This window comes from Gilvirhabdus luticola (genome assembly GCF_040117515.1).
In the GTDB taxonomy this organism is placed as follows: domain Bacteria; phylum Bacteroidota; class Bacteroidia; order Flavobacteriales; family Flavobacteriaceae; genus Gilvirhabdus; species Gilvirhabdus luticola.
The window spans coordinates 88,629-111,408 of record NZ_JBEEEN010000009.1 but is presented as its reverse complement, the minus strand read 5'-3'; the positions used below and the strand labels follow the sequence as shown (position 1 = coordinate 111,408).

The following is a 22,780-nucleotide window of genomic DNA, read 5'->3' as shown; positions in this document are numbered from 1 at the left end:
CTTCATGGAAGAAATTAAAATATTTTCACCAGCAACCGTAGCTAATGTAGCCTGTGGTTTTGATGTATTGGGGTTTTGCCTCGATACCATTGGAGACCACATGGTTGTTAGAAAAACATTAGAAAAAGGAATTAAAATTACTGAAATTGAAGGTTTCGACCTTCCTTTTGAAGCTACAGAAAATGTTGCTGGCGTTTCAGCATTAGCCTTAATAGAAGATGCAAAACCTAATTGTGGATTTGAAATAGAAATTTACAAGAATATAAAACCAGGAAGTGGTATAGGGAGTAGTTCTGCTAGTGCTTCAGGTAGTGTTTTTGCTATCAACGAATTATTAGGCAAGCCTTACAACAAAACTCAACTCACCTATTTTGCTATGCAAGGAGAGAAAATGGCTAGCCAAAGTGAACATGCAGATAATTTGGCTCCTGGAATTTTTGGTGGATTTACATTGGTAAAAAGCATAAATCCTTTAGAAATTCTAGAGTTACCGACTCCAAAAGACTTATATGCCGTTATTGTACATCCTCAAATTGAAATTAAAACTTCAGAGGCAAGAGCTATGTTACCAAACAATGTTCCTTTAATAGATGCGATTATTCAATGGGCAAATGTTGGGAGTTTTGTGCATGCCTTACATACCAGTAATTATGGTTTGATTCAAAGATCACTTCAAGATATAGTTATAGAACCGTATAGAAAAAGGCTCATTCCGCATTTTAGTCAGGTTAAATCTGAATCCATGAAAGCTGGAGCTTTAGGTTGTGCAATTTCTGGTTCCGGTCCTTCTATGTTTGCGCTTTCACATGGTTTGGAAAATGCAAAAAAAATAGAACTTGCAATGAAAAAAGTGTATAGTAATACTCAAATAGATTTGGAGACTTATGTTTCTAAAATCAATACCAAAGGCATTAAGATTTTATAACATGAAGTACTATTCGCTTAACAGTAAAGCTCCAAAAACAAGTTTTAAAAATGCTGTCATAAAAGGAATTGCTCCAGATAAGGGATTGTATTTTCCAGAATTAATAACACCTTTGCCTCAATCTTTTTTTGATCATATAGATGATTTGTCTTTTCAGGAGATTGCCTTTAAAGCAATCCATCAATTTGTGCACCCTGATATTCCTGATGCAGTTCTAAAACAAATTATAGACGAAACCTTATCCTTTGATTTTCCTTTAGAAAAGATCAATGAAAAAATTTCAGTATTAGAATTATTTCATGGGCCAACTATGGCATTTAAAGATGTTGGTGCTCGTTTTATGGCTCGGTGCCTTGGATATTTTAATCAAGATAATACTAATGAAGTCACTGTATTGGTAGCAACTTCTGGCGATACTGGAGGTGCAGTTGCTAATGGTTTTCTTGGAGTAAAAGGCGTGAATGTTGTGATTCTTTATCCAAGTGGTAAAGTAAGTGATATACAGGAAAAACAATTAACCACACTTGGAAAAAACATTAAAGCTTTAGAGGTTAATGGTACATTTGATGATTGTCAAGCCATGGTGAAGCGAGCTTTTTTAGATGAAGAGCTAACCAGTAAAATGCAGTTAACTTCAGCCAATTCAATAAACGTAGCACGCTGGTTACCTCAAATGTTTTACTTTATGTTTGCATATAGACAATTACATAATAGTCATAAAAATATAGTGTTTTCTGTTCCTAGTGGTAATTTTGGAAATATTTGTGCAGGTATGATGGCACAACAATTAGGTTTACCTGTCAAACATTTTATTGCATCAAATAATGAAAACAAAATAGTTACAGATTATTTACAAACTCAAGCCTATACTCCTAAACCATCAATACAAACCATAAGTAACGCCATGGATGTTGGTGATCCAAGTAATTTTATTCGCATTCAGGAAATTTATAAAAATAACTTCGAATTACTAAAAGACAATCTTTCAGGCTATAGCTTTACTGATGAGGAAACTAAAGATGCCTTAAAGGAAATCTATAATGAATTCAGCTATGTTGCAGACCCTCATGGCGCTGTTGGTTATCTTGGTGCAAAGGCTTATTTAGAGAATAATAAAGAGGTTCATTGTGTTTTTTTAGAAACGGCACATCCAACTAAATTTTTAGACGTAGTTGAAGAAACCATTGGAGAAAATATCGAGTTGCCAGAACAGATTTTAAAAGTGATGGTTAAAAAGAAAAAATCTCTTAAAATAGAGCTATATAGTCAGTTTAAAGATTTTTTGCTTAAATAATGATTGTACAAAACAGAGATTTTGTACAATTTAATTATTCTATATTAGTATTAAATTTTAAAAATGTAGTTATGAAAAATAAATTTAAAGTAATTCTATTGATACTATTTCTGAATTCAATGGTAACTTTTGCGCAGGTTATAGAATTCACGCCAACCTATGGTTATCAATTTGGAGCCAAACTGGGCTACGGTCCAAATTATATAAAAATGAAAGATAGTGATCAATTTGGTGCTACAATTGGGATTGAGACCTATAATGGACTTATGGCAGAGTTAAGTTATTTCAATATGAGTACAGAATTAAGAATAAAAGATCGAGTACTATCTCCAGTAGAAAACTATCTTTCGGATTTAAATACCGATTGGTTTCTTATTGGAGCATCCAAATATTTTAAAGTAGAAAAAGTTAAACCTTTTGCCGGGGCAGGTTTAGGCATTGTGATTGTCTCGCCAAAAAATGAAAATAGAGATATTTTAGATAATAATTTAAGCAGTAATACTAAATTTGCATTTAGCTTTAAAACAGGTGTAAATATTATGTTCTCAAAAGCAATTGGATTAAACTTACAAGGGAATTTATTTTTTCCTGTTGACTGGGCAGGTGTTTATGTAGGACCAGGTGGTGCAGGAATAAGTACTGGATCCACCGTAATCCTTGGTGGCTTCAGCACTGGATTGGTGATTAGAATTGATGCTGATTAAGTTTATAATATTACTTAATGAATTTTATTCTTATACTTCAAAAAAACAAGACTTTTATTTAACTCATTCTCTTAAAAATCTCATAAAAGTTAAAATAAGATAATCAAAAAAGTTATCTTTTACCATTAATTTTCATTCAACTATGAAGGTCATTAATTTCCTATTCATCGTTTTTGCAATTCAATTTAATTTTAGCCAAAACATTAATTTCAGCAAAGGCAAAGCGGCTAAAAACAAATATTATTCGGAAATTTCATTTGAATTTGTAAAAGGGAAAATTATTATTCCTGTAACAATTGAAGGTAAGACCTATAGGTTTCTGTTAGATACAGGCGCACCAAATCTTATAACAGCTAATCTTAAAAATGTCATACAACACAAGGAAGGAGCTAATATGACTATCAAAGATGCAAACAGCAATAAAAGCTCTATGGAAGTTATAAATATTCCTTCCTTAACATTAGGGAATATTCAATTTAATAACCAAACCGCATTGGTATATCCTTCCGATAATAATCTAATCTTTGATTGTTTTCAAGTGGATGGTTTCATTGGTAGTAATTTATTGAGGAATTCAATTATTAAATTTCAACTCAAAGAGAAAAAGGTAATTATAACAAACGATATTAAAAAAGTGAATCCCAACAAAAACTACAAATCAGAGTTAATAATTGTAGGCGCTCAAAGTAGTCCTTATATTCACATAAAAATCAAAGGTGAAAAAAATGCCCGAGAAAGCCTCTTGTTTGATACAGGTATGGATGGTTTTTATGATTTAAGCTTAAACCACTATAATCTTTTTAGCGAACAAAATGTTCTAACTACTCACTCTCAAGGAAGTGGATCTATAGGTATGAGTTTATTTGGTAATGCCAAAGCTAATAATCAATACCGGTTAAAAATTCCTGAAATACATTTTAAAAATGTAATATTTAAAAATGTGATAACTGAAACTTCTGATGATAATAATTCGAAAATAGGTGTTAAGTTACTGGAATATGGTAACATTATTATTGATTTTAAACATAAAGATTTTTATTTTGAACCTTTTGAGCAAGAAGTAGATCTAGATGAAAAGCTTTTAGGCTTCTCTCCTACCATTATAGATAATAAAGTAGTTGTAGGCATTGTTTGGGATGAAACATTAGAAGATAAATTAGCATTTGGTGATGAAATTATTTCTGTAAATGGTTTAGATTTTACACAAATGGAAATCTGTAATTTGCTTACAAATAAATCGCCTTTTGAAGATGAAGATAATTTTACGGTTCAAATTAAAAATAGTGAAGGTGAACTAAAAACCTTAAACATAAACAAACAATAAAATGGAATTCAATTTACAAAAAGCCATCTTAATTTTAGAACGAACACCAGCTGTTTTAGATTCATTATTAAGAGATTTACCAAAAGATTGGACGCATAGAAATGAAGGCGAGAACACCTGGAGTCCATTTGATGTAGTTGGTCATTTACTTCATGGAGAAAAAACAGATTGGATAGAACGAACCAATATTATTTTGCAAAATGATTTAAACATATCTTTTACTCCTTTTGATAGGTTTGCACAATTTGAAGACAGTAAAGGCAAAACAATGAATAATTTATTGGATGAATTTTCGGCACTGCGAAATGCAAATCTTAAAATTTTAAATGATCTTGATTTAAGTGAAAGAAATTTTACACTTATTGGACGTCATCCAAATTTAGGTAAAGTAACTCTTAAGCAATTATTAGCATCTTGGGTAGCACACGATTTAGGTCATATTGCACAAATAACAAGAGTCATGGCAAAGCAATACAAAAATGAAGTAGGCCCTTGGAAAGAATACATGTCAATTTTAAATAAGTAATCATGTCTCAAGAAAATAACCTTATTATTCAGGCAGAATTCAATCCAAAAATTAAACGTTATATTTTATTCTATGTAGCGTTCTTCTTCTTTATTTCTGTAATGGGTATTCCTTTACTCCTATTTTGGTTTTTAGGTATCGGTCAAACATTAAGCAAACGCTACTACGAACATCTTGACTGTAGATTAACAGAAAAACACCTTGAATTTAGGAAAGGATATCTTTTTAAAGTAGAAAAAACTATTCCGTTGGAAAATATTCAGGATTTAACTTTTATTGAAAATCCTTTATTAAAATATTTTGACTTGCGCATTTTAAAAATTGAAACCGCCGGACAAAGCAATATGAAAGGAAGCGACATGAAACTAGTAGGCATTATTGATGCCTTAAAGTTCAAAAAGCAAGTTTTAGATCAACGAGAAAAACTAACAAGAAGAAGTTATACTACAACAACCGAAAACTCAAGTCAACAGACCAATATATTACTTGAAGAAATAAAGGATTTATTAACTGATATAAGGGACAAGTCCTAACATTAAGAAATTAAGTTACCATCATCATCCCATTTGGCAATATCACCTCTTTTAGATTGGTCAACGCATTTTGCCAACCATTCTTCATCATAACTTACATCATGGTCTTTTAGCACGTCTTCAGGTATACCATCCCAAACATTTGGAGTATTACCTTTATATCCTAAATCTTTAAAACCCATTTCGGTAGTATAATACCCTGTAAGAGTCAGGTTCCTCATTAAGGTGAAAAAATGTTCACCTTGCTTTAATTCTTGCTTTGTTTTTTCAGGATACGCAATTTGGTCACAAATTTGAAGTTGTTCAGCATTAGTGCATGATACAAACTCTTTATTAAACAATTTATTACTATATCCATCTAACCACATCAAACCTCCTCTAATTGGAACTTGGTGGTAAGGTAAATCCTTAACGATAAATTCTATAAACTCTTTTACACCAGCTTCAGTTGCAGAACCATATTCGTCATTACTTGGCAATATAATATCACATAACACAGCTATTGTAGATAATTCATATTCTGTTAAAAAAGTTTTATCATTAAGCTTTTTGTCTCTTAACTTTTCTTTATCTGTTCTTCCATATACAGGATCGTTGGACACGATTTCCTTAACTTCAGGTTTGGTTTCTACACATCCATTTAATGCCAAACCAGCAGCCACAGAACCTAACAATAAAGACTTAATTGAATCTCTCCTATTCATAATACAAATATTAAATATTTTGTTTTTTAAGTTGTTCAACAATATAATCACAAGTTCGCCAAGACAGTGCTAATATGGTCCATGTTGGATTTTTATCTGCTTGTGAAACAAATGGTCCAGCATCGACAATAAACACATTATCTACATCATGTAATTGTTGGTATTTATTGGTTACCGAAGTTTTAGGGTTGTCACCCATTCTGGTTGTGCCCACTTCATGTATTATTCTACCAGGAGCTTCAAGACCATAATCACTGTCTTTACCTGGTTTTTCACCAATCAATTCACCGACATTACCAAGAATTTCTTCGAAGGTTTCATGCATGTGTTTGGCTTGATTTCTTTCATAGTCACTCCAATGATAATTAAAACGTAATACAGGAATTCCCCATTCATCAACCACATTTGGATCAATTTCACAGTAATTGCTTTCCATAGGAACACTTTCTCCTCTACCAGCAACACCAAGAACAGAACCATAAAAACGCTTAACATCATCTCTTAATTGATTGCCATAACCACCAACATTTTTACCAATAAACTTGTTGAAATCATTTGGATTAAATCCAAAACCATAGGCTGGCATGCCCATGCCTCCCCAAATTTCAATATGATAGCCACGCGGAAAATCAAGTTTTTTATCATTTCCCCACCATGGTGTATAAACATGCATTCCACCAACACCATCCTCATTGTAAGTTTTTCTATTCATCAATTCTGGAATAAAAACCATTCTTCCTGCTCCAGTTGAATCATGTAAATATTTACCCACCAATCCGCTACTATTGCCTAGCCCATCTTTATGCACCTTACTTTTTGAATTCAACAAAATTCTTGCCGTACTACAAGCTGAAGCTGCAAGAACAATTACCTTCGCATTAAGTTGATATTCTTTTCTATCCTCCTTATTAATAAAAATTACACCTGTAGCTTTGCCTGAATCGTTAACAACAACTTCTCTAACCATTGAATTGTTATACAATGTAATTTGACCACCTGACTTTTGAGCTGGAAATATTAAACAGGATCCTGAAGAAAAATCTGCATATACACTACAAGACCTACTACATTGACCACAATAAAAACAAACTCCACGTTCTTCATTAATTCGTTTAGTTAAAATAGATAATCGAGCAGGAATAACAGGGACATTAGCCTTACGTGCGCCTTTAATATAGTATAGTTCGTGAAGTCTAGGTTTTGGTGGAGGAAGAAAAAATCCATCAGGTTCGTTAGGAATGTTTTCTTTAGTACCAAATATTCCGATGAGTTTATCAACTTTATCATAGTAAGGTTTAACATCTTCATAGGAAATGGGCCAGTCATCACCAAGACCATCAACACTTTTTCTTTTAAAATCCAATGGTCCAAATCGTAATGAAATTCTTCCCCAATGATTTGTTCTTCCACCAAGCATACGTGATCTAAACCAATCGAATTTTGTACCATTTTTATGAGTATATGGCTCACCTTCTATTTCCCATCCACCATAAGCAGCATCAAAATCACCAAATGCTCTTGTTGTGCCTGCTCCTCTTCTTGGAGATTCCCAAGGCCATTTAAGTTGCGTTCTTTGTTCAGGATTAGCAGGGTCAAAAAACGGACCAGCCTCGATAACAGCAATATTCAAACCTGCTTCAGAAAGTATCTTGGTGGCCATGCCTCCTCCTGCACCTGAACCTACAATTATAGCATCATATTCTTGAGTTGATTCTTTTATTTGCATCATTTATAATTAATCTTAATATTAAATCTATTCTTTAAAGTACTCCTTTTTTCATCTGTTTGTCTGCATAATCCACAGCTCTGGCTGTTAACGCCATATAAGTGATACTTGGGTTTTGCGTAGCGGAACTTGTCATACAAGAACCATCTGTTACAAACACATTTGGTACTTCATGCATCTGGTTCCATTTATTCAACACACTCGTTTTTGGATCGTGTCCCATTCTAGCTGTTCCCATTTCGTGTATACAGGCTCCAGGTGCTGTAACATCATTAAATGTTATAACGTCAGTACAGCCAGCCGCTTTAAGCATTTCCGCAGCACATTCTGCACCATGCTTGCGTAAATTTATTTCGTTTTCTCTTAATTTGGCGTCAAAGGTAATAGTAGGTAATCCATTGTTATCTCTTTTATTAAAATTAAGGAACATTTTGTTTTCATGATAAGGTAGCATTTCACCGAAGCATGTCATTCCAATTTGCCAGGTTCCTGGTTTTAAAATTTCATTTTTTAAATCTTCTCCTATTACTCCATCTGGGATGTTAGTAATTCTACTTGCACCACCTTGATAACCAAAGCCTCTCAAATAATCATCCCGCTTTGTTTCTTCATTTAAATTTGTAAATCTTGCAATATAGAAACCACCTGGTTTTCTACCCTGGTAATATTGATCTTCAAATTTATTTGGTAAAACACCAACAGCTCCCATACCATAATGATGGTCCATAATATTATGACCTAATTCACCGCTTCCATTTCCAAGTCCGTTTGGAAATGTATCAGATCTACTGTTTAATAAAATAGCAGTAGTACCAACAGTGCTTGCGTTGCAAAAAATGATTCTAGCATTGTAGACAATCTCTTCTTTGGTGTTATCGTCAATAATCTTTACACCACTAGCTTTGCCAGTTTCTTTATTGAATACAATTTCTGAAACTACACTATGTGGTCTAATTGTTAGGTTGCCTGTATCTTGTGCAACAGGAATAGAAGCTGATTGACTACTAAAATAAGCCCCATACGGACATCCTCGACCGCATCTATTTCTACTCTGGCATTGTCCTCTTTTACCTAAATGAATTTCAGGATTATATTCTGTAAGATTAGCAAGTCTTGTTGGAGTAACAATACGATATGGATATACTTTTTTCACTTCTTCTCGTAGATATTGTTCTACACAATTAAGCGGAAATGGTGGTAAAAATACCCCATCTGGTATTTGAGGCAATCCTTCCTTTTGACCAGAAATACCTACAAATGTTTCAACATAATCGTACCATTGTTCAATATCTTTATATCTAATTGGCCAATCTATAGCTATATTTTCTTTACCATTAGCTTCAAAATCCAAATCACTCCAACGATAGCAATTTCTTCCCCACATTATTGAACGACCACCGACATGGTGTCCTCTGATCCAATCAAATCGTTCTATTTCATCATAATCATAAACATCATCCTTATTAACCCAATGTTTATTATCTTGTCTTACCCACCAATTCAATCTATTCTGTTTTGAGTAATGCTTTTCTATTTCATTTTGTGATAGCATATTTAAATTTTCCAAATCCCAAGAATCCGTATTTGCTGTTGGATAATCTCCATGTTCTACCATTCTGCCTCTTTCCAGCATCAAGGTTTTATATCCCTTTTTACACAATTCCATAGCTGCATATCCACCACTTATTCCAGAGCCAATTACAATGGCATCAAATGTCATTATTGATTTAGCTTTCATACTCATAATGCCCAAGCTTTTCCGTCTACTTCTTCTAAAGAAATACAAGCTTTGTATTTGCCTGGAACTGGTAGATAATTTAAAAATGTAGTAGCAACTTCCTTTGTATTTAAAAAATATAATACTGTTTGCTGCTTTATGTCTATAAATGCTTCTTTAGAAACATTGTGAGTTTCTTCAGATGAATTTGACAACTCTTGAAGGGATTGTGTATAATTTTTTGAATTTTTTAAATATGATTTCAAGTTCGAAAACTTTTTGGTAAAATTCTGTTGCTGTTCAACAGAATAGACCTTACCAACAATGGTATCTATCATCTGGTGAACTCCAACTTCAGTTGCCGAAGGACTATTGGATTTTGGAAGAATTGCATCAACTAAATTTTTGAGTAAAGAAAAATCTTCATTATTAAAAAACTGAAGGGCATAATCTGATTCGTCCTGTTTTTCAACTTGTTTACATGCAACCAATAAATTACTCGTAAACGGAATAATCAATGCACTTCCTGTGGCAAGAGTTACTAATTTTATAAGTTCTCTACGTTCCATTTAATCTAATTCCTGAATTTTAATATTTCGGTACCATACTTTGTCTTCATGGTCTTGTAAACAAATTCGTCCGGTTTTTGATTTGGCAAAATGTTCCCAATCTTTAAATTTTGATTCCGCAATCATAGCATCCCATTTATCGCCAGAAAGAGGAAACTCTGCAGTTAAGGTTCCGTTTAACCATACTTTACCTTCGTTAGCTCTATGATTGATATAAATTTCACAAGTATTCCATTCGCCAACCGGTTTGGTTATTCCATCCGGAGGTACTATTAAGTCATATAATGCGCCAGCCCTATGTGATGGAAATTTTCCATCTGGATGCCCATCATTATCTAATACTTGTATTTCTGCTCCTGTATCGTACGGGTGATCAAACTTCTCGTCTTCTATAACTCCCCACATAATGCCACTATTACCATTTACAGAAATTTTCCACTCAAGTGATAACTTAAAATTGGTGTATTCTTTATCAGTTACTATATTATATTCTGGACTGCCCTTTCTTCCTGCAAATGCTAACGCTCCATCTTCAACACTCCAATGACTGCTTATGTCACGACCATTATACACGTGCCAACCATTTAGTGTTTTGCCATCAAAGAGAGAAACCCATTCTGGTTCTTTGTCCACTTCAATTTCTGTGGATGTCGCTTCTTCAGGTTTAGTATCAGTATCTTTTTTTGGTTGGTCTTTGCATGCTACAAATACTATAATAAGTATTAGTATGGTTGTGGTTTTTGTCATTTTGATCTATGTTTAGTTATAAAAAATAATTTTGTTTCAACGTAATATATATTATGATTGATAATTTACAAGCCCAAAATGCCTTTTAAAAAATTCTCATCTGCACTACTACCTGCAAAATCATCAAACGTTTTTTCAGTGGCTTCAATAATATGATCTTTTATGAATTTTGCTCCTTCTCTGGCTCCTTGTTCTGGACTTTTTATACAACATTCCCATTCCATAACAGCCCAAACATCACATCCATATTGCGTGAGTTTAGAAAAGATGGATTTGAAATCAATTTGTCCATCACCTAAAGAACGATATCTACCTGCACGATCGCCCCAATCATTGTAACCGCCAAAAGCTCCTTTTTTTCCAGTAGGATTAAACTCTGAATCTTTTACGTGAAACGATTTTATAAATTCATGATAATGGTCTATATAAGTTAAATAATCCAGTTGTTGCAGTACAAAGTGGCTTGGATCATATAAAATATTAACACGTTTATGATTTCTTGTAGCTTCTAAAAAACGTTCAAAAGTATCACCGTCATGCAAATCTTCACCAGGATGAATCTCATAGCAAACATCTACACCTTCGTTATCATAATGATCTAAAATTGGCAACCAACGTTTAGCAAGTTCTTCAAAACCCATTTCAACCAATCCTTTTGGTCTTTGAGGCCAAGGATGCCATGTATGCCATAATAATGCTCCTGAAAACGTTGCGTGAGTGCTAATTCCTAATCTTCTACTTGCAGTGCCTGCTTTTTTTACAGTTTCAATTGCCCACTTGGTGCGTTGTTTTGGATTTCCTTTCAATTTATCTGGAGCAAAAGCATCAAACATAGTATCGTACGCTGGATTTACAGCTACTAACTGACCTTGTAAATGCGTTGAAAGTTCAGTGATTTCTAATCCATAAGAATTTATTTTTCCTTTTAACTCATCACAATACGTTTGACTATCTGCTGCTTTATCTAAATCTATTAAAAATGATTCCCAAGTTGGAATTTGAATGCCTTTATATCCTAAATCTGAAGCCCATTGACACATGCCTTCAAGTGAATTAAAAGGTGCTTTGCTATCTACAAATTGTGCCAAAAAAACGGCTGGTCCTTTTATTGTTTTCATTTATTAATTTTTGTCCATTTAGCATTATTCTTATTACTTTCTACAGAAGCATATATAAATCGCATTCCTTTTAGCCCTTCTTCTATTGATGGATAATTCGCTTTGACAATATTATTACCATCTAATATGGCCATAAAGTGCAATGCGAAATTTTTATATATGTTTGCAAAAGCTTCAATATATCCTTCTGGATGACCTTTAGGAATTCTACATGCTTCTATGGCTTCTGGATATAAATCATGTCCTAATGGTGTATATATTTTGTTTGGCTCATTAAGCCATTTTGCAACTAATCTATTTGGATTTTCTTGTTTCCAAACAATACTACCTTTATCTCCATAAACCCTTATTGCAAAATTATTTTCTTCTCCTAGTGCTATTTGTGAATAAGACATGATGCCTTTGGCCCCATTTTCTAAACGAAGTAATAAATGACCGTCATCATCTAGTATACGTCCTTTACCAAATGTAGTTAAATCGGCTGCCAGCTCTTCTATTTCAAGTCCGGTTACATACGATATTAAATTTTCTGCGTGAGTTCCAATATCTCCTAGTCCACCACCAATCCCTGATCGTTTCGGATCAACTCTCCATTTAGCTTGTTTATGTCCTTCATGTTCTTTATTAGTTGCCAACCAACCTTGAATATACTGCACTTGAACTTTTCTGATATTTCCTAAATCGCCATTCATTACCATAGCCCTAGCTTGTTTTACCATTGGATAGCCAGAATAGTTATGAGTAAGAGCGAATAGTTTGCCCGATTTCTTGATAACCAAATATAATTCTTCAGCCTCCTCTAAAGTTAATGTTACAGGTTTATCACAAACAACATGGAAACCATGTTCTAAAGCCATTTTTGTAGGTTTAAAGTGCATATGATTTGGAGTCACCACCGCTACAAAATCCATACGGATGTCTTTGGTTAGTTTGCTTTCTTTTAAAATCATTTCCTCGTAATTGCCATAGCATCTATCTTCAGGTAGGAATAATGCTTTACCAGATGCTTTTGATTTTTCGGTAGTACTACTAAAAGCACCACAGACCAAATCGATCATACCATCTAAACCAGCGGCTTTTCTGTGTACATCACCTATAAAAGACCCAAGACCTCCACCTATCATTCCCATTCTCAATTTTCGAGGCATATCTTAAAGTTTTCTTTTTAAATATCTGTCCAAATATTTCCGTTAATATGTGACTCAACTGCCTTTTCAATAAAACTCATTCCTCTAACACCATCAATCATAGTTGGAAATTCTCCTTCATCATATTTTTCGCCATTTACTGCACGTGCTACACCTTTATAAATATTAGCCATTGAATCAAAAATTCCTTCAGGATGACCTGGTGGTAATTTTGTCCCGTCTAATGAGATGGATGAATTATAAGAGTGGCCTGGTTTTAAAACTTTAAGTGGTTCTCCATCTTGCATTAAATACAAATAATTTGGATTTTCTTGCTCCCATTTCAGTCCTGCTTTTTCTCCATATACTTTTACAATAAAATTATTTTCTTCACCTGAAGCGATTTGACTTGTACAAATTACACCTTTAACTCCATTTTCACAGCGCAATAAAACAGTACCATCAACATCCATTTTGTTATCATCATATACATAATTTAAATCTGCTAGCACCGATTTTATTTTTAGTTGAGATACATATTCCAACATATCGAAAGCATGTGTTCCAATATCACCAATACAACAACTAATTCCACCCTTTTCAGGATTTAGGCGCCATGTATTAGCTCTTAAATCTTTATCATGAATAATCGGATTTATCCATCCTTGATAATATTGAGCATCAATTTTTTGAACCTTTCCGATAACTCCATCCGCTACCATTTGACGCATTTGACGAATCATTGGATATCCTGTATACGTATAAGTAACCGCGAAAACTGTATTTACATTTTTTAATGTGTCGTTGAGAACTAATGCTTCTTCATAGCTTGTGGTCATAGGTTTTTCACAAATAACATTAAAACCACTTTCCAATAATTTTTTAGCCATGGGGAAATGCAAAAAATTTGGTGTCAATACCGATACAACCTGCATTCTTTCTGATAGAGGAAGTTTCAATTCTTCCTCTATCATTTTATCAAAATCCAGATAGATTCTATTCGTTGGAATCCCAATTTGTTTTGCAAAACCAATATTTTCTTCCCATACAGGATTAAAAACACCTCCAACAATTTGATATTGGTCGTACATTGAAGAAGCTATTCTGTGCAAAATACCGATAAGAGAATCTCCTCCACCTCCAAGAATTCCAAGTCTGATTTTACTATCCATATTATTCTTTATATGCTATTTTTTCGTTTTTAAAGAAGACTAAAAATATGACTAGAACTACTGCCGCAAAAATTGCTGGGAACAGCCAAATATCTGCCCAGGAATGCAATCCATCAGAAACTACATATTTATCTGTAATCTTTCCTGCCACCCAAAATCCAACTAACATGCCTAAACCATATGTAGCTAATGTGATTAAACCTTGTGCAGCACTTTTAATATTATCACCTGCTTTAGAATCTGTATATATCTGTCCAGACACAAAAAAGAAATCGTAACATATTCCATGTAATGCAATACCAGTAATTAACATAAATGCCAATTCACCTGAATTACCATAAGCAAATAACAAATAACGAACTGTCCAAGCTAGCATACCCACTAAAATAGTTTTTTTGAATCCGAATTTCTTAAAAAAGTAAGGCAGTAATAACATAAACAAAACTTCTGACATTTGCCCAATAGTCATTTTTCCTGTTGGATTTTCCATTCCGATTTCTGACAAGAAAGGATTTGCATTTTGATAATAAAACGCTAATGGAATGCAGATTAAAATTGACGAAATAAAGAAAATTAAAAAATTTCTATCTTTCAATAGATTTAAGGCATCTAGGCCTAGAATATCTGAAATGGTTATTTTCTCTCCATCTTTTGCTCTTGGTGGTGTTTTAGGCAAAAAGAAACTAAACAATCCTAAAATTCCAGAGGCAATGGCAACCATTAAAAATGTATTCTTAAGCATTCCACCGGAAATAGCTTCTGCTGAATCCCAATGGAATAAATAGCTTATTGCTAATCCTGCAACAATCCACCCTATTGTTCCCCAAACTCGAATAAATGAAAACTCTTTTGCAGGATCTTTCATTTGATTAAAAGCGACTGAATTAACTAATGCCAAGGTTGGCATGTAGGCTATCATATAACCCAAAACATAAGGATAAAATGCGTTAAAGTCTGTTGCCAATGACATTTTATACATCAATACAGCTCCAATAATATGTAAAACACCAAGTATTTTTTCGGCATTAAAAAATCTGTCAGCAATAAGACCAATAATAAATGGCGCAATAATTGCTCCCCAAGATTGAGTAGAATATGCCATGGCAGTTTCACTACCTGAAGCACTTAAATTATTTCCTAAAAAAGTACCAAGCGTTACAAACCAACCGCCCCAAATGAAGAATTCTAAAAACATCATTAAGGATAGTTGAAATTTAGATGAGTTGTTCATATAATAATTTGTTAGTTAGTTCCTATAAATTTTCTGCGGCTTTTATTACTAGTGCTTTGGTAGCTAAAATACCTTCTTCTTCGGATAAGACGCTGCCTTCATATTCAACACCAATAAATCCTTTGTAATCAGAATCTTTAACTATTTTCATCATTTTGTAATAATCAATAGTTTCTTCGTTACCGTTTTCATCAAATGTATAGGATTTAGCAGATACTCCTTTTGCAAAAGGCAGCAATTCTGCCATTCCTTTGTAGCGATCGTAAGCCTTATCACATGGGGTTTTCCACTGATTTGAACTTGAACCAATAATACAAAAATTTCCAAAATCTGGTAAAGTACCACAGTTAGGTAAATTAATTTCTTTTAAAATTGCAACCAGTTTATCCGCTTCAGAGGAACGGCCTCCATGATTTTCAACAATAACGTTTATATTTATTGTAGCACCATAAGCTGCTAATCTTCCTAAACCATCTACTGCATTTGCTTGCCATTGTTCTATATTTTCGGCTTCTCCACCAGATAAATTTACTCTAACAGAAGAACAGCCCAATTCTGCTGCAGCATCGATCCACATCGAATGTCTTCTTATAGCTTCGTCTCGCCCAGCCTTATCACTAACAGCTAAATCACCTTCTCCATCAACCATAATCAAGACATTTTGAATACCATGTTCTTCACTGCGTTTTTTTAATTGAACAACCAAAGAATCCAGACTGGCTTTTTCATTTCCTTTTGTTAAAGGATACAATTGACTTACATATTCTATGCCTTCAAAACCCAACTCTTTTGCTTTCTTGGCAAAATCTAGATTAGACAAAGTTTTTTCATCTCGTATGGCTTTGTGCAATGACCATTGTGCCAAAGAAAGTTTATAAAATGGTTCATCTGCCATTACTGATTCTGTTTTAATTTCAGATTTCTCTTCCTTTTTATTGTCATTCTTACATGAAACTGTTCCGATTAATAGTAAAAATATACCCAAATAAACAAGATCTGATTTGGTTTTTAATTTCATATTTAATTGAATTTTAGTTGCCTTTTTGAGATTTTAATAACTTTTAGCGATTATATTAATTAGCTTATGATATAAATAAGACAACTAATGTAAAAAAAATATCGCTAAATATTGGCAGTATCTTTTATCAATAAAAAGATAACTAATTTATAAACCAAATGAGATAGTTGGGTTCTCGTTGAAGTTTTAGAATATTGTTTTTTCCTGAACAAACTCTTTTAGTGTTTCTATAACATAGTCAATTTCTTCTTTGGTGTTGTAGCGACTGAAAGAAAAGCGTATGGATGGCTTTTTCATTTCTTGCTCATCCAAAATTTGTTCAAGTACATGTGAGCCTTTATTGCTTCCGCTTTGACAAGCACTACCTTTAGAGCAAGCGATGCCTTTTAAATCCAACTGAAATAATAACATTAAGGCTTTTTCTTGAGATAATGGCAACCTTACATTTATGAGAGTATAAGTACTAGACTCGAGATTAGCTGAACTGCCATTAAAACCTATATCGGGAAAGTCGTCTTGTAAACGTTTAATAAAATGAGATTTAAGATCAACAATGTATTGTCTTTCGGTTTCTAAATTTTCATATGCCAACTTCATTGATTCTGCTAACCCAACAATATTATGAACAGATTCGGTACCTGCTCTAAAACCTCGCTCTTGCTCACCTCCAAAAATCAATGGTTTTAATCCTGAATTCTTTCTGACAAAGGCAAATCCAACACCTTTGGGTCCATGAAATTTGTGAGCGGCAACTGCCATGAAATCAATATGAATTTCTTGCAAATCCAACTCAAAATGACCAACAGACTGTACAGTATCACTATGAAACAAGGCACGATATTCTTTGCATAATTCACCAACACGTTTAATATCTAAAATATTGCCGATTTCGTTATTAACATGCATCAAGCTCACTAAAGTTTTTTCTGAAGTGTTTTTGAGCAGATTCTCTAAATGTCCATAATCAATATGACCATCATCTTTTAGGTTCACATAATCAACAACTATTTTATGTTGCTTTTCAAGTTCTTGAATAGTATGAAGCACTGCATGATGTTCAATTAAGGAAGTAATAATTCTTTTTACTCCTAAATCTCTTACAGAACATTGTAACACTAAATTATCGGCTTCAGTGCCTCCTGAAGTAAAGATTATTTCTGCTGGAGAAACATTTAAATATTTTGCTATTGCCTTTCTTGAGTTTTCAATTATAACTTTAGATGTTCTGCCAAAACTATGTGTAGATGAGGCATTTCCATAATTGTTTTTCATTACCTCTGTCATCTTATCTATGACCTCTTCTCTAATTTGAGTTGTAGCAGCACTATCAAAATATACTTTTTTTATCATTTTAAATTAGTTTGCCTTTGAAACAACTTATAATTGAAAATTCAAATAATTTGTACAAAAATAGGGCAAATAAAATTATTTATAAGAAGCAGCGTTATAAATAATCAATTCTCTTATTTTTGTTTCAAATCTACAATGGATGAAAAAAATTATAAGACTTATATTTAGTTGTTTGTTTCTTACAACATGTGATGACGGCGATATTATTACTGTTCAATTAGATTTTGACGATACTTTTCTAGCTTGTGGAGATATTGTATTTTATAAAACCAAAGACGATCCAGCAGAATCTCTATCCATTCAAATTACATCTCCTACTCTTACCATTGAAGATATTTTAGAGGCAACAGCACCAATAACACGTACTATTAATGGATCTTCAAACACATTTCATTACAGATCATACAATACCGTAACAAACGATTTGTTTTGTAATGACATTCCACCTTCGGAAGTTGATATTAAGGAAGATTATGAAAGCACTTCAGGAACTGTAACCTTTACTTCCGTTTTGACAGAAGATGACAATGATGGTATTCCTGCAGAATTTGAAGACATTAATGGTAATGGAGACTTGGAGGATGATGATACAGATGGTGATGGATTACCAAATTATTTAGATGACGATGACGATGGTGATAATGTAAGAACAGTTACAGAAAACCCTGAATATACGCAAACAGATGGATTAGCTAACGCTCAAGATACCGATGGAGATAGCATACCCGATTATTTGGATGATGATGATGATGGTGATGGAGTGCTAACCAGGGATGAAGAAAACATATCGCAAGATCAAAACCCAACTAACGATGTTACCAACAATGAAGTTGGTCCGGATTACTTAAATCAGGAAATTATTGAGGTAGTTCCCGCTACAGCCTATAGGGAGCATAGTATAAAACAAACCTATGAAGTTACTATGATTGTAGAAAATATTGACCTTGAAGTACTATCACAGGATATTTTGGATTTTGGAACTTTGAGCAATAGTGCAACAACAAATACTCGAATAGTAACTCCAGATTTTAATTAGAATTTATATTCTGATAAATATAAACCTCTGTGGCTCCTAAACCATATTTCTGATAATTGGCATCATAGTATTTAACGTTGTATCGGCCAAATAAATATTCTAATTCTACTTTTAAAACACCTTCTCCAACACCATGAATAAATACAACTTTTTGAATTCGCTTTCTTATAGCAAACTCTAATTGTCTTTTTGCAGTTTCTAACTGTAGTGTTAACATATCATGGTGACTCATTCCTTTGGAAGATTTCACTAGCTGATTGATGTGTAGGTCAACTTCCATGGTTGGTTGGTAACGTTCCTTTGCTTTTATACTACTTTTGCGATTCTTTTTTGGTGATTCTTTTTCAGAAATAACCGAATCTAAATCAGTATTTGAAAAAAGCTCTTTTTTAAAATCTTGATCTGCTTTATCCTTTATCAATTCTGATGGACTAAAATTTAACGAAAAACCTTCTGTAGTTTCAATAGTAATTTCATCTTTATTAATTGCCGTAATAATACCCGATAAATCTTCATCTAGAACTGTTACAGAATCTCCAATTTTAAAATTATTACCCATTATCCAAATCGTTGTTTTGATGTTCTTCCTTTTCTTTTTTACTAGGGATAGTTCTTGCTAGTCTATAAATACCAACCATTAATAAAACAACGCCTCCAATTAAAATATATTGATTTTGTTGTTCATCATGTTGAGCATAAATTGCTACTATTCCACCCATAATTATAAGTAGGTAATTAATCCTAATGTTCATTTTTCTTGATTAAAAAGATTTTTCAAAAATAATACTTATAAATCACAATAAAGTTTTTTTAAATTTGAATCCGATTAAAAAAACCATGACCTTGCAAGAACAATTTATGTTACCATGTCTTAACAAAAATCTATTTGGTATAGAATGCCTTGGTTGTGGTTTGCAGCGTTCTTTAATTTTGGTTTTTCAAGGCGATTTTGCTGGTGCTTACAAAATGTATCCTGCTATCTTTACTATTATTATATTAGTGCTTTTTATTATATTTAATCTCTTTAAAAAATTTAAACATGACTACAAAATTAAAATGGGTTTGTTATATTTAAACATCATTATAATTATTGTTAGTTATTTAATTAAAATAACCGCTTAAAAAAACACTTATGGAACAACAGAAATTACCTAATTCAACACTAATATTAGTTTTCGGAATCTTATCAATAGTTACTTGTTGCTGTTATGGATTTATTGGATTAATTTTAGGAATCATTGCTATTGTTTTAGCAAATAAAGCAACAAAATTATATGCAGAAAACCCAGAAGGCTATACAGGGTTTCAGAATGTAAAGACTGGTAAGATTTTAGCAATTATTGGTGTTGTTTTAAGTGCAATTTATTTACTATATATAGTCTATATGTTCTCAACTGTCGGTTATGATGGTATTATGGATAGATATAATGAAGCTATGGAACAATTTCAATAGTAATTGAATTTTTAAAATAAAAAAAGCAACCAAAATGGTTGCTTTTTTTTGTGAAACATTGAATTATCTTTCAAATTCTTTGAGCGATTTTATAATAATTGAAATACAATCCAATAATTGTTCTTCAGTCATCACTAATGGTGGCGCAAACCTAATCATATTTCCATGTGTTGGCTTTGCGAGTAATCCATTGTCACGTAGTTTTAAACATATATTCCAAGCGGTATCACTGTCTTCATCATCATTAATGATAATAGCATTTAGCAATCCTTTACCTCGTACTAAATTAACCAACTTACTTTCAGCGATGTATTTATTTAATTCAGATCTAAATAGTTTACCTAAATAGTCTGCATTTTCAGCTAAATTTTCATCTCTTACAACTTCTAATGCTGCAATGGCTACTGCAGCAGCGATAGGATTTCCCCCGAATGTGCTTCCATGATTACCTGGTCTAATGACATTCATAATTTCGTTACTTGATAACACAGCCGAAACTGGATAGACACCACCACTTAAAGCTTTACCTAAAATTAAAATATCTGGCTTCACATTTTCATGATCCACGGCTAGGAGCTTTCCTGTTCTAGCAATTCCTGTCTGTACTTCATCAGCAATAAATAGTACATTATATTTTTCACATAATGCTTTTGCTTTTGCTAAATACCCTTCGCTTGGCACAAACACACCTGCTTCTCCTTGAATAGGCTCGACTAAAAATCCAGCTACATTAGGATTACTTTTAAGAATCTCTTCTAACGCTTCTAAATTGTTGTATTCTATTTTTATGAATCCGGCTGTAAATGGTCCAAAATGTTTTCTAGCGACAGGATCATTACTAAACGAGATAATTGTAGTTGTACGACCGTGAAAATTGTTTTCACAAACAATAATCTGTGCTTGATTAATGTCAATACCTTTTACTTCATACGCCCATTTTCTACAAACCTTCAACGCAGTTTCTACGGCTTCTGCACCAGAGTTAATGGGTAATAATTTATCAAAACCAAAAAATTCGGTTGCGAATTTTTCATAAACTCCAAGCATATCATTATAAAATGCTCTGGAAGTTAATGTTAGTCTTTGTGCTTGTTCTGTAAGCGCATTTACAATTTTAGGGTGACAATGCCCTTGATTTAGAGATGAGTAAGCCGATAAAAAATCGTAATACTTTTTTCCCTCAACGTCCCAAACATAAACACCTTCTCCTCTCGTTAATACAACTGGAAGTGGATGATAGTTTTGAGCGCCATACTTGTTTTCTAATGCCATCGCTTGTTGCGATGATAATTGGTCTAAAACAGCCATTTTAATTTGTTTTTAAATTAATAAAATAACCATTCCTTCTGTACCTTTATTCTTCCGAAGAATTCGAAAAAGCAGCGTGGGAGAGAAATCATCCCTAGAGGTCTGCAAATTAGTAAATATTCGTGGTTTCTTAAAATCTCTTATTACAATTTTGTTGACAGTGATGAAATCTGTATTTCCAATCGCTTGATTTCTCTTATCAAGGCATTCTTATCCATTTGCATCCAAGCAAAAACTTTTAACATACTCACTCCAAACAAAAATACCAATCCTCCTATTCCCCATTTAATCATTTCGTTTGTGACTTCTGTATTAAAAAACTGGACTGTGCAATAAATAAATAATCCGAAGAAAACAAGTGTTACTAAATTCATTAAATACATAATCCACTTATTCTTTCCTTTAAATAATCCAATAACCATTTCAAATACATTTTCTTCATCTAATTGCGCATAGAATTTTGCCTCTTCTTGAGTTAATGTTTCTTTGATAAGTTTGTCTATATCTTCCATATTAGTTTTCATAATCTTTATATTTAATTGTTTGTTTTAATTTTTCTCGGGCATGAAATAGTCTTGATTTTGCAGTTCCAACGGATATTTTTAAAATTTCACTTATTTCCTTTAACGAATAATCTTCTACATAAAACAGTTGCAGTATATTTTGTTGATTAGGAGATAACTTTTTTATCGCTTTTAATAACTCTTTTTTAATTTGTTCATTGTTTGTTTCGGATGCTTCAATTTGTTCATTTTGTTTCTCCTTTTTATAAATTTCTACAAAATTGTTCTTCCTTTGATTAGCTCTTAAAGCATCCATAGATTTAGAGTATACTATTCTTGATGCCCAATACCCAAAACTTTCTGGGTTTTCTAGTTTATCTATTTTATCAATAATTGTATTCTAACTGTCTTGTGCAATATCTTTGGCTAAATCTGCATCTTTTAATATCCAAAATGCTTTTTCACAAAATTGTTTATGCCTTCGTTTGACCAATGTCGCAAGTGCTTTTACATTACCAGATTGATATTCTAAAACCAGAATTCCATCAATTATAGCTTCTTTTATATTCATTAAATAGCTCTCACTTATATTAAAGACGGCAACAAATTAAAAAGGTTCAATTTATTTTTTTTTGAAGTTCCTTAAAGATAATTTATTTAAGATAGATGTTTATTTGTTGCTATTATTATTTTTG

26 protein-coding genes are annotated in these 22,780 nt (G+C 32.8%); 9 read left to right on the top strand and 17 right to left on the bottom strand.

What is annotated here, in order from left to right; translation table 11 throughout:
* The first annotated feature begins 4 nt into the window (after positions 1–4).
* From AAFP94_RS13805 to AAFP94_RS13780, 6 genes are all read left to right on the top strand, one after another.
* A complete protein-coding gene (locus tag AAFP94_RS13805) occupies positions 5–925 on the top strand; it encodes a homoserine kinase (RefSeq protein ID WP_316663231.1) in 921 nt (306 codons plus the stop codon).
* A 1-nt stretch (position 926) separates the two neighbouring features.
* On the top strand, positions 927–2,219 hold the full coding sequence (gene thrC / locus AAFP94_RS13800) for a threonine synthase (protein WP_316663232.1): 1,293 nt from the start codon (positions 927–929) through the stop codon (positions 2,217–2,219).
* Positions 2,220–2,290: 71 nt separating this feature from the next.
* The gene (locus AAFP94_RS13795; protein ID WP_316663233.1) at positions 2,291–2,923 is read left to right on the top strand and encodes an outer membrane beta-barrel protein; all 633 of its coding nucleotides are present in this window, start codon (positions 2,291–2,293) and stop codon (positions 2,921–2,923) included.
* A gap of 142 nt (positions 2,924–3,065) precedes the next feature.
* Positions 3,066–4,247, top strand: coding sequence for a retropepsin-like aspartic protease (locus tag AAFP94_RS13790; protein WP_316663234.1), 1,182 nt, complete (start codon positions 3,066–3,068; stop codon positions 4,245–4,247).
* Between the two features lies 1 nt (position 4,248).
* Positions 4,249–4,773 (top strand): DinB family protein, encoded by a 525-nt coding sequence (locus tag AAFP94_RS13785; protein ID WP_316663235.1) that lies wholly within the window; start codon positions 4,249–4,251, stop codon positions 4,771–4,773.
* 2 nt (positions 4,774–4,775) lie between these two features.
* Complete coding sequence (locus AAFP94_RS13780; RefSeq protein WP_316663236.1) at positions 4,776–5,306, top strand: PH domain-containing protein; 531 nt, start codon at positions 4,776–4,778, stop codon at positions 5,304–5,306.
* Between the two features lie 2 nt (positions 5,307–5,308).
* Here the strand turns inward: AAFP94_RS13780 and AAFP94_RS13775 are convergent, their stop codons facing one another.
* From AAFP94_RS13775 to AAFP94_RS13725, 11 genes are all read right to left on the bottom strand, one after another.
* Positions 5,309–6,010, bottom strand: coding sequence for a gluconate 2-dehydrogenase subunit 3 family protein (locus AAFP94_RS13775; RefSeq protein ID WP_316663237.1), 702 nt, complete (start codon positions 6,008–6,010; stop codon positions 5,309–5,311).
* 10 nt (positions 6,011–6,020) lie between these two features.
* Entirely contained in the window at positions 6,021–7,736 is a 1,716-nt protein-coding gene (locus tag AAFP94_RS13770) for a GMC family oxidoreductase (RefSeq protein WP_316663376.1), read from the bottom strand.
* A gap of 34 nt (positions 7,737–7,770) precedes the next feature.
* The gene (locus AAFP94_RS13765) at positions 7,771–9,474 is read right to left on the bottom strand and encodes a GMC oxidoreductase (protein WP_409628862.1); all 1,704 of its coding nucleotides are present in this window, start codon (positions 9,472–9,474) and stop codon (positions 7,771–7,773) included.
* A gap of 2 nt (positions 9,475–9,476) precedes the next feature.
* Positions 9,477–10,022, bottom strand: coding sequence for a gluconate 2-dehydrogenase subunit 3 family protein (locus tag AAFP94_RS13760; RefSeq protein WP_316663239.1), 546 nt, complete (start codon positions 10,020–10,022; stop codon positions 9,477–9,479).
* Complete coding sequence (locus AAFP94_RS13755) at positions 10,023–10,769, bottom strand: 3-keto-disaccharide hydrolase (protein ID WP_316663240.1); 747 nt, start codon at positions 10,767–10,769, stop codon at positions 10,023–10,025.
* Between the two features lie 65 nt (positions 10,770–10,834).
* The gene (locus AAFP94_RS13750) at positions 10,835–11,887 is read right to left on the bottom strand and encodes a sugar phosphate isomerase/epimerase family protein (RefSeq protein ID WP_316663241.1); all 1,053 of its coding nucleotides are present in this window, start codon (positions 11,885–11,887) and stop codon (positions 10,835–10,837) included.
* Entirely contained in the window at positions 11,884–13,035 is a 1,152-nt protein-coding gene (locus AAFP94_RS13745) for a Gfo/Idh/MocA family protein (RefSeq protein WP_316663242.1), read from the bottom strand. Before AAFP94_RS13745 ends, AAFP94_RS13750 begins: the two co-directional genes overlap by 4 nt.
* Positions 13,036–13,052: 17 nt before the next feature.
* Positions 13,053–14,186 carry a Gfo/Idh/MocA family protein gene (locus AAFP94_RS13740; protein ID WP_316663243.1) on the bottom strand — a complete coding sequence of 378 codons (1,134 nt, stop codon included), beginning with the start codon at positions 14,184–14,186 and terminating at the stop codon, positions 13,053–13,055.
* A gap of 1 nt (position 14,187) precedes the next feature.
* Positions 14,188–15,417 carry a nucleoside permease gene (locus AAFP94_RS13735; RefSeq protein ID WP_316663244.1) on the bottom strand — a complete coding sequence of 410 codons (1,230 nt, stop codon included), beginning with the start codon at positions 15,415–15,417 and terminating at the stop codon, positions 14,188–14,190.
* 22 nt (positions 15,418–15,439) lie between these two features.
* Complete coding sequence (locus AAFP94_RS13730; RefSeq protein WP_316663245.1) at positions 15,440–16,435, bottom strand: sugar phosphate isomerase/epimerase family protein; 996 nt, start codon at positions 16,433–16,435, stop codon at positions 15,440–15,442.
* Between the two features lie 186 nt (positions 16,436–16,621).
* On the bottom strand, positions 16,622–17,782 hold the full coding sequence (locus AAFP94_RS13725) for a cysteine desulfurase family protein (RefSeq protein ID WP_316663377.1): 1,161 nt from the start codon (positions 17,780–17,782) through the stop codon (positions 16,622–16,624).
* Positions 17,783–17,924: 142 nt separating this feature from the next.
* Here AAFP94_RS13725 and AAFP94_RS13720 point away from each other — a divergent pair, with 142 nt between their 5' ends.
* Positions 17,925–18,821: a hypothetical protein gene (locus AAFP94_RS13720; RefSeq protein ID WP_316663246.1), complete on the top strand. Its 897-nt coding sequence runs from the start codon at positions 17,925–17,927 to the stop codon at positions 18,819–18,821.
* Here the strand turns inward: AAFP94_RS13720 and AAFP94_RS13715 are convergent.
* Entirely contained in the window at positions 18,814–19,380 is a 567-nt protein-coding gene (locus AAFP94_RS13715; protein WP_316663247.1) for a DNA mismatch repair protein MutS, read from the bottom strand. The genes AAFP94_RS13720 and AAFP94_RS13715 overlap by 8 nt on opposite strands.
* Positions 19,373–19,573 carry a hypothetical protein gene (locus AAFP94_RS13710; protein WP_409628855.1) on the bottom strand — a complete coding sequence of 67 codons (201 nt, stop codon included), beginning with the start codon at positions 19,571–19,573 and terminating at the stop codon, positions 19,373–19,375. Before AAFP94_RS13710 ends, AAFP94_RS13715 begins: the two co-directional genes overlap by 8 nt.
* Positions 19,574–19,637: 64 nt before the next feature.
* Between AAFP94_RS13710 and AAFP94_RS13705 the strand changes: the two genes are divergently transcribed.
* Both AAFP94_RS13705 and AAFP94_RS13700 read left to right on the top strand, forming a co-directional pair.
* On the top strand, positions 19,638–19,943 hold the full coding sequence (locus AAFP94_RS13705; protein ID WP_316663249.1) for a DUF2752 domain-containing protein: 306 nt from the start codon (positions 19,638–19,640) through the stop codon (positions 19,941–19,943).
* 10 nt (positions 19,944–19,953) lie between these two features.
* A complete protein-coding gene (locus tag AAFP94_RS13700) occupies positions 19,954–20,274 on the top strand; it encodes a CCC motif membrane protein (protein WP_316663250.1) in 321 nt (106 codons plus the stop codon).
* 63 nt (positions 20,275–20,337) lie between these two features.
* Here AAFP94_RS13700 and rocD read toward each other — a convergent pair whose 3' ends face one another.
* From rocD to AAFP94_RS13680, 4 genes are all read right to left on the bottom strand, one after another.
* Positions 20,338–21,582, bottom strand: a complete 1,245-nt coding sequence (gene rocD / locus AAFP94_RS13695; RefSeq protein WP_316663251.1) for an ornithine--oxo-acid transaminase — start codon at positions 21,580–21,582, stop codon at positions 20,338–20,340.
* A gap of 143 nt (positions 21,583–21,725) precedes the next feature.
* A complete protein-coding gene (locus AAFP94_RS13690; RefSeq protein WP_316663252.1) occupies positions 21,726–22,106 on the bottom strand; it encodes a DUF6768 family protein in 381 nt (126 codons plus the stop codon).
* On the bottom strand, positions 22,096–22,467 hold the full coding sequence (locus AAFP94_RS13685) for an RNA polymerase sigma factor (protein WP_409628871.1): 372 nt from the start codon (positions 22,465–22,467) through the stop codon (positions 22,096–22,098). Before AAFP94_RS13685 ends, AAFP94_RS13690 begins: the two co-directional genes overlap by 11 nt.
* A gap of 18 nt (positions 22,468–22,485) precedes the next feature.
* A complete protein-coding gene (locus AAFP94_RS13680) occupies positions 22,486–22,656 on the bottom strand; it encodes an RNA polymerase sigma factor (RefSeq protein WP_316663253.1) in 171 nt (56 codons plus the stop codon).
* Positions 22,657–22,780: the final 124 nt, after the last annotated feature.

Bases quoted from the DNA above. Each gene is read 5' to 3' on its own strand.
- AAFP94_RS13805 (WP_316663231.1), top strand. From the start codon at position 5: ATGGAAGAAATTAAAATATTTTCACCAGCAACCGTAGCTAATGTAGCC.
- thrC (WP_316663232.1), top strand. From the start codon at position 927: ATGAAGTACTATTCGCTTAACAGTAAAGCTCCAAAAACAAGTTTTAAA.
- AAFP94_RS13795 (WP_316663233.1), top strand. From the start codon at position 2,291: ATGAAAAATAAATTTAAAGTAATTCTATTGATACTATTTCTGAATTCA.
- AAFP94_RS13790 (WP_316663234.1), top strand. From the start codon at position 3,066: ATGAAGGTCATTAATTTCCTATTCATCGTTTTTGCAATTCAATTTAAT.
- AAFP94_RS13785 (WP_316663235.1), top strand. From the start codon at position 4,249: ATGGAATTCAATTTACAAAAAGCCATCTTAATTTTAGAACGAACACCA.
- AAFP94_RS13780 (WP_316663236.1), top strand. From the start codon at position 4,776: ATGTCTCAAGAAAATAACCTTATTATTCAGGCAGAATTCAATCCAAAA.
- AAFP94_RS13775 (WP_316663237.1), bottom strand. From the start codon at position 6,010: ATGAATAGGAGAGATTCAATTAAGTCTTTATTGTTAGGTTCTGTGGCT.
- AAFP94_RS13770 (WP_316663376.1), bottom strand. From the start codon at position 7,736: ATGCAAATAAAAGAATCAACTCAAGAATATGATGCTATAATTGTAGGT.
- AAFP94_RS13765 (WP_409628862.1), bottom strand. From the start codon at position 9,474: ATGAAAGCTAAATCAATAATGACATTTGATGCCATTGTAATTGGCTCT.
- AAFP94_RS13760 (WP_316663239.1), bottom strand. From the start codon at position 10,022: ATGGAACGTAGAGAACTTATAAAATTAGTAACTCTTGCCACAGGAAGT.
- AAFP94_RS13755 (WP_316663240.1), bottom strand. From the start codon at position 10,769: ATGACAAAAACCACAACCATACTAATACTTATTATAGTATTTGTAGCA.
- AAFP94_RS13750 (WP_316663241.1), bottom strand. From the start codon at position 11,887: ATGAAAACAATAAAAGGACCAGCCGTTTTTTTGGCACAATTTGTAGAT.
- AAFP94_RS13745 (WP_316663242.1), bottom strand. From the start codon at position 13,035: ATGCCTCGAAAATTGAGAATGGGAATGATAGGTGGAGGTCTTGGGTCT.
- AAFP94_RS13740 (WP_316663243.1), bottom strand. From the start codon at position 14,186: ATGGATAGTAAAATCAGACTTGGAATTCTTGGAGGTGGAGGAGATTCT.
- AAFP94_RS13735 (WP_316663244.1), bottom strand. From the start codon at position 15,417: ATGAACAACTCATCTAAATTTCAACTATCCTTAATGATGTTTTTAGAA.
- AAFP94_RS13730 (WP_316663245.1), bottom strand. From the start codon at position 16,435: ATGAAATTAAAAACCAAATCAGATCTTGTTTATTTGGGTATATTTTTA.
- AAFP94_RS13720 (WP_316663246.1), top strand. From the start codon at position 17,925: ATGAAAAAAATTATAAGACTTATATTTAGTTGTTTGTTTCTTACAACA.
- AAFP94_RS13715 (WP_316663247.1), bottom strand. From the start codon at position 19,380: ATGGGTAATAATTTTAAAATTGGAGATTCTGTAACAGTTCTAGATGAA.
- AAFP94_RS13710 (WP_409628855.1), bottom strand. From the start codon at position 19,573: ATGAACATTAGGATTAATTACCTACTTATAATTATGGGTGGAATAGTA.
- AAFP94_RS13700 (WP_316663250.1), top strand. From the start codon at position 19,954: ATGGAACAACAGAAATTACCTAATTCAACACTAATATTAGTTTTCGGA.
- rocD (WP_316663251.1), bottom strand. From the start codon at position 21,582: ATGGCTGTTTTAGACCAATTATCATCGCAACAAGCGATGGCATTAGAA.
- AAFP94_RS13690 (WP_316663252.1), bottom strand. From the start codon at position 22,106: ATGAAAACTAATATGGAAGATATAGACAAACTTATCAAAGAAACATTA.
- AAFP94_RS13680 (WP_316663253.1), bottom strand. From the start codon at position 22,656: ATGAATATAAAAGAAGCTATAATTGATGGAATTCTGGTTTTAGAATAT.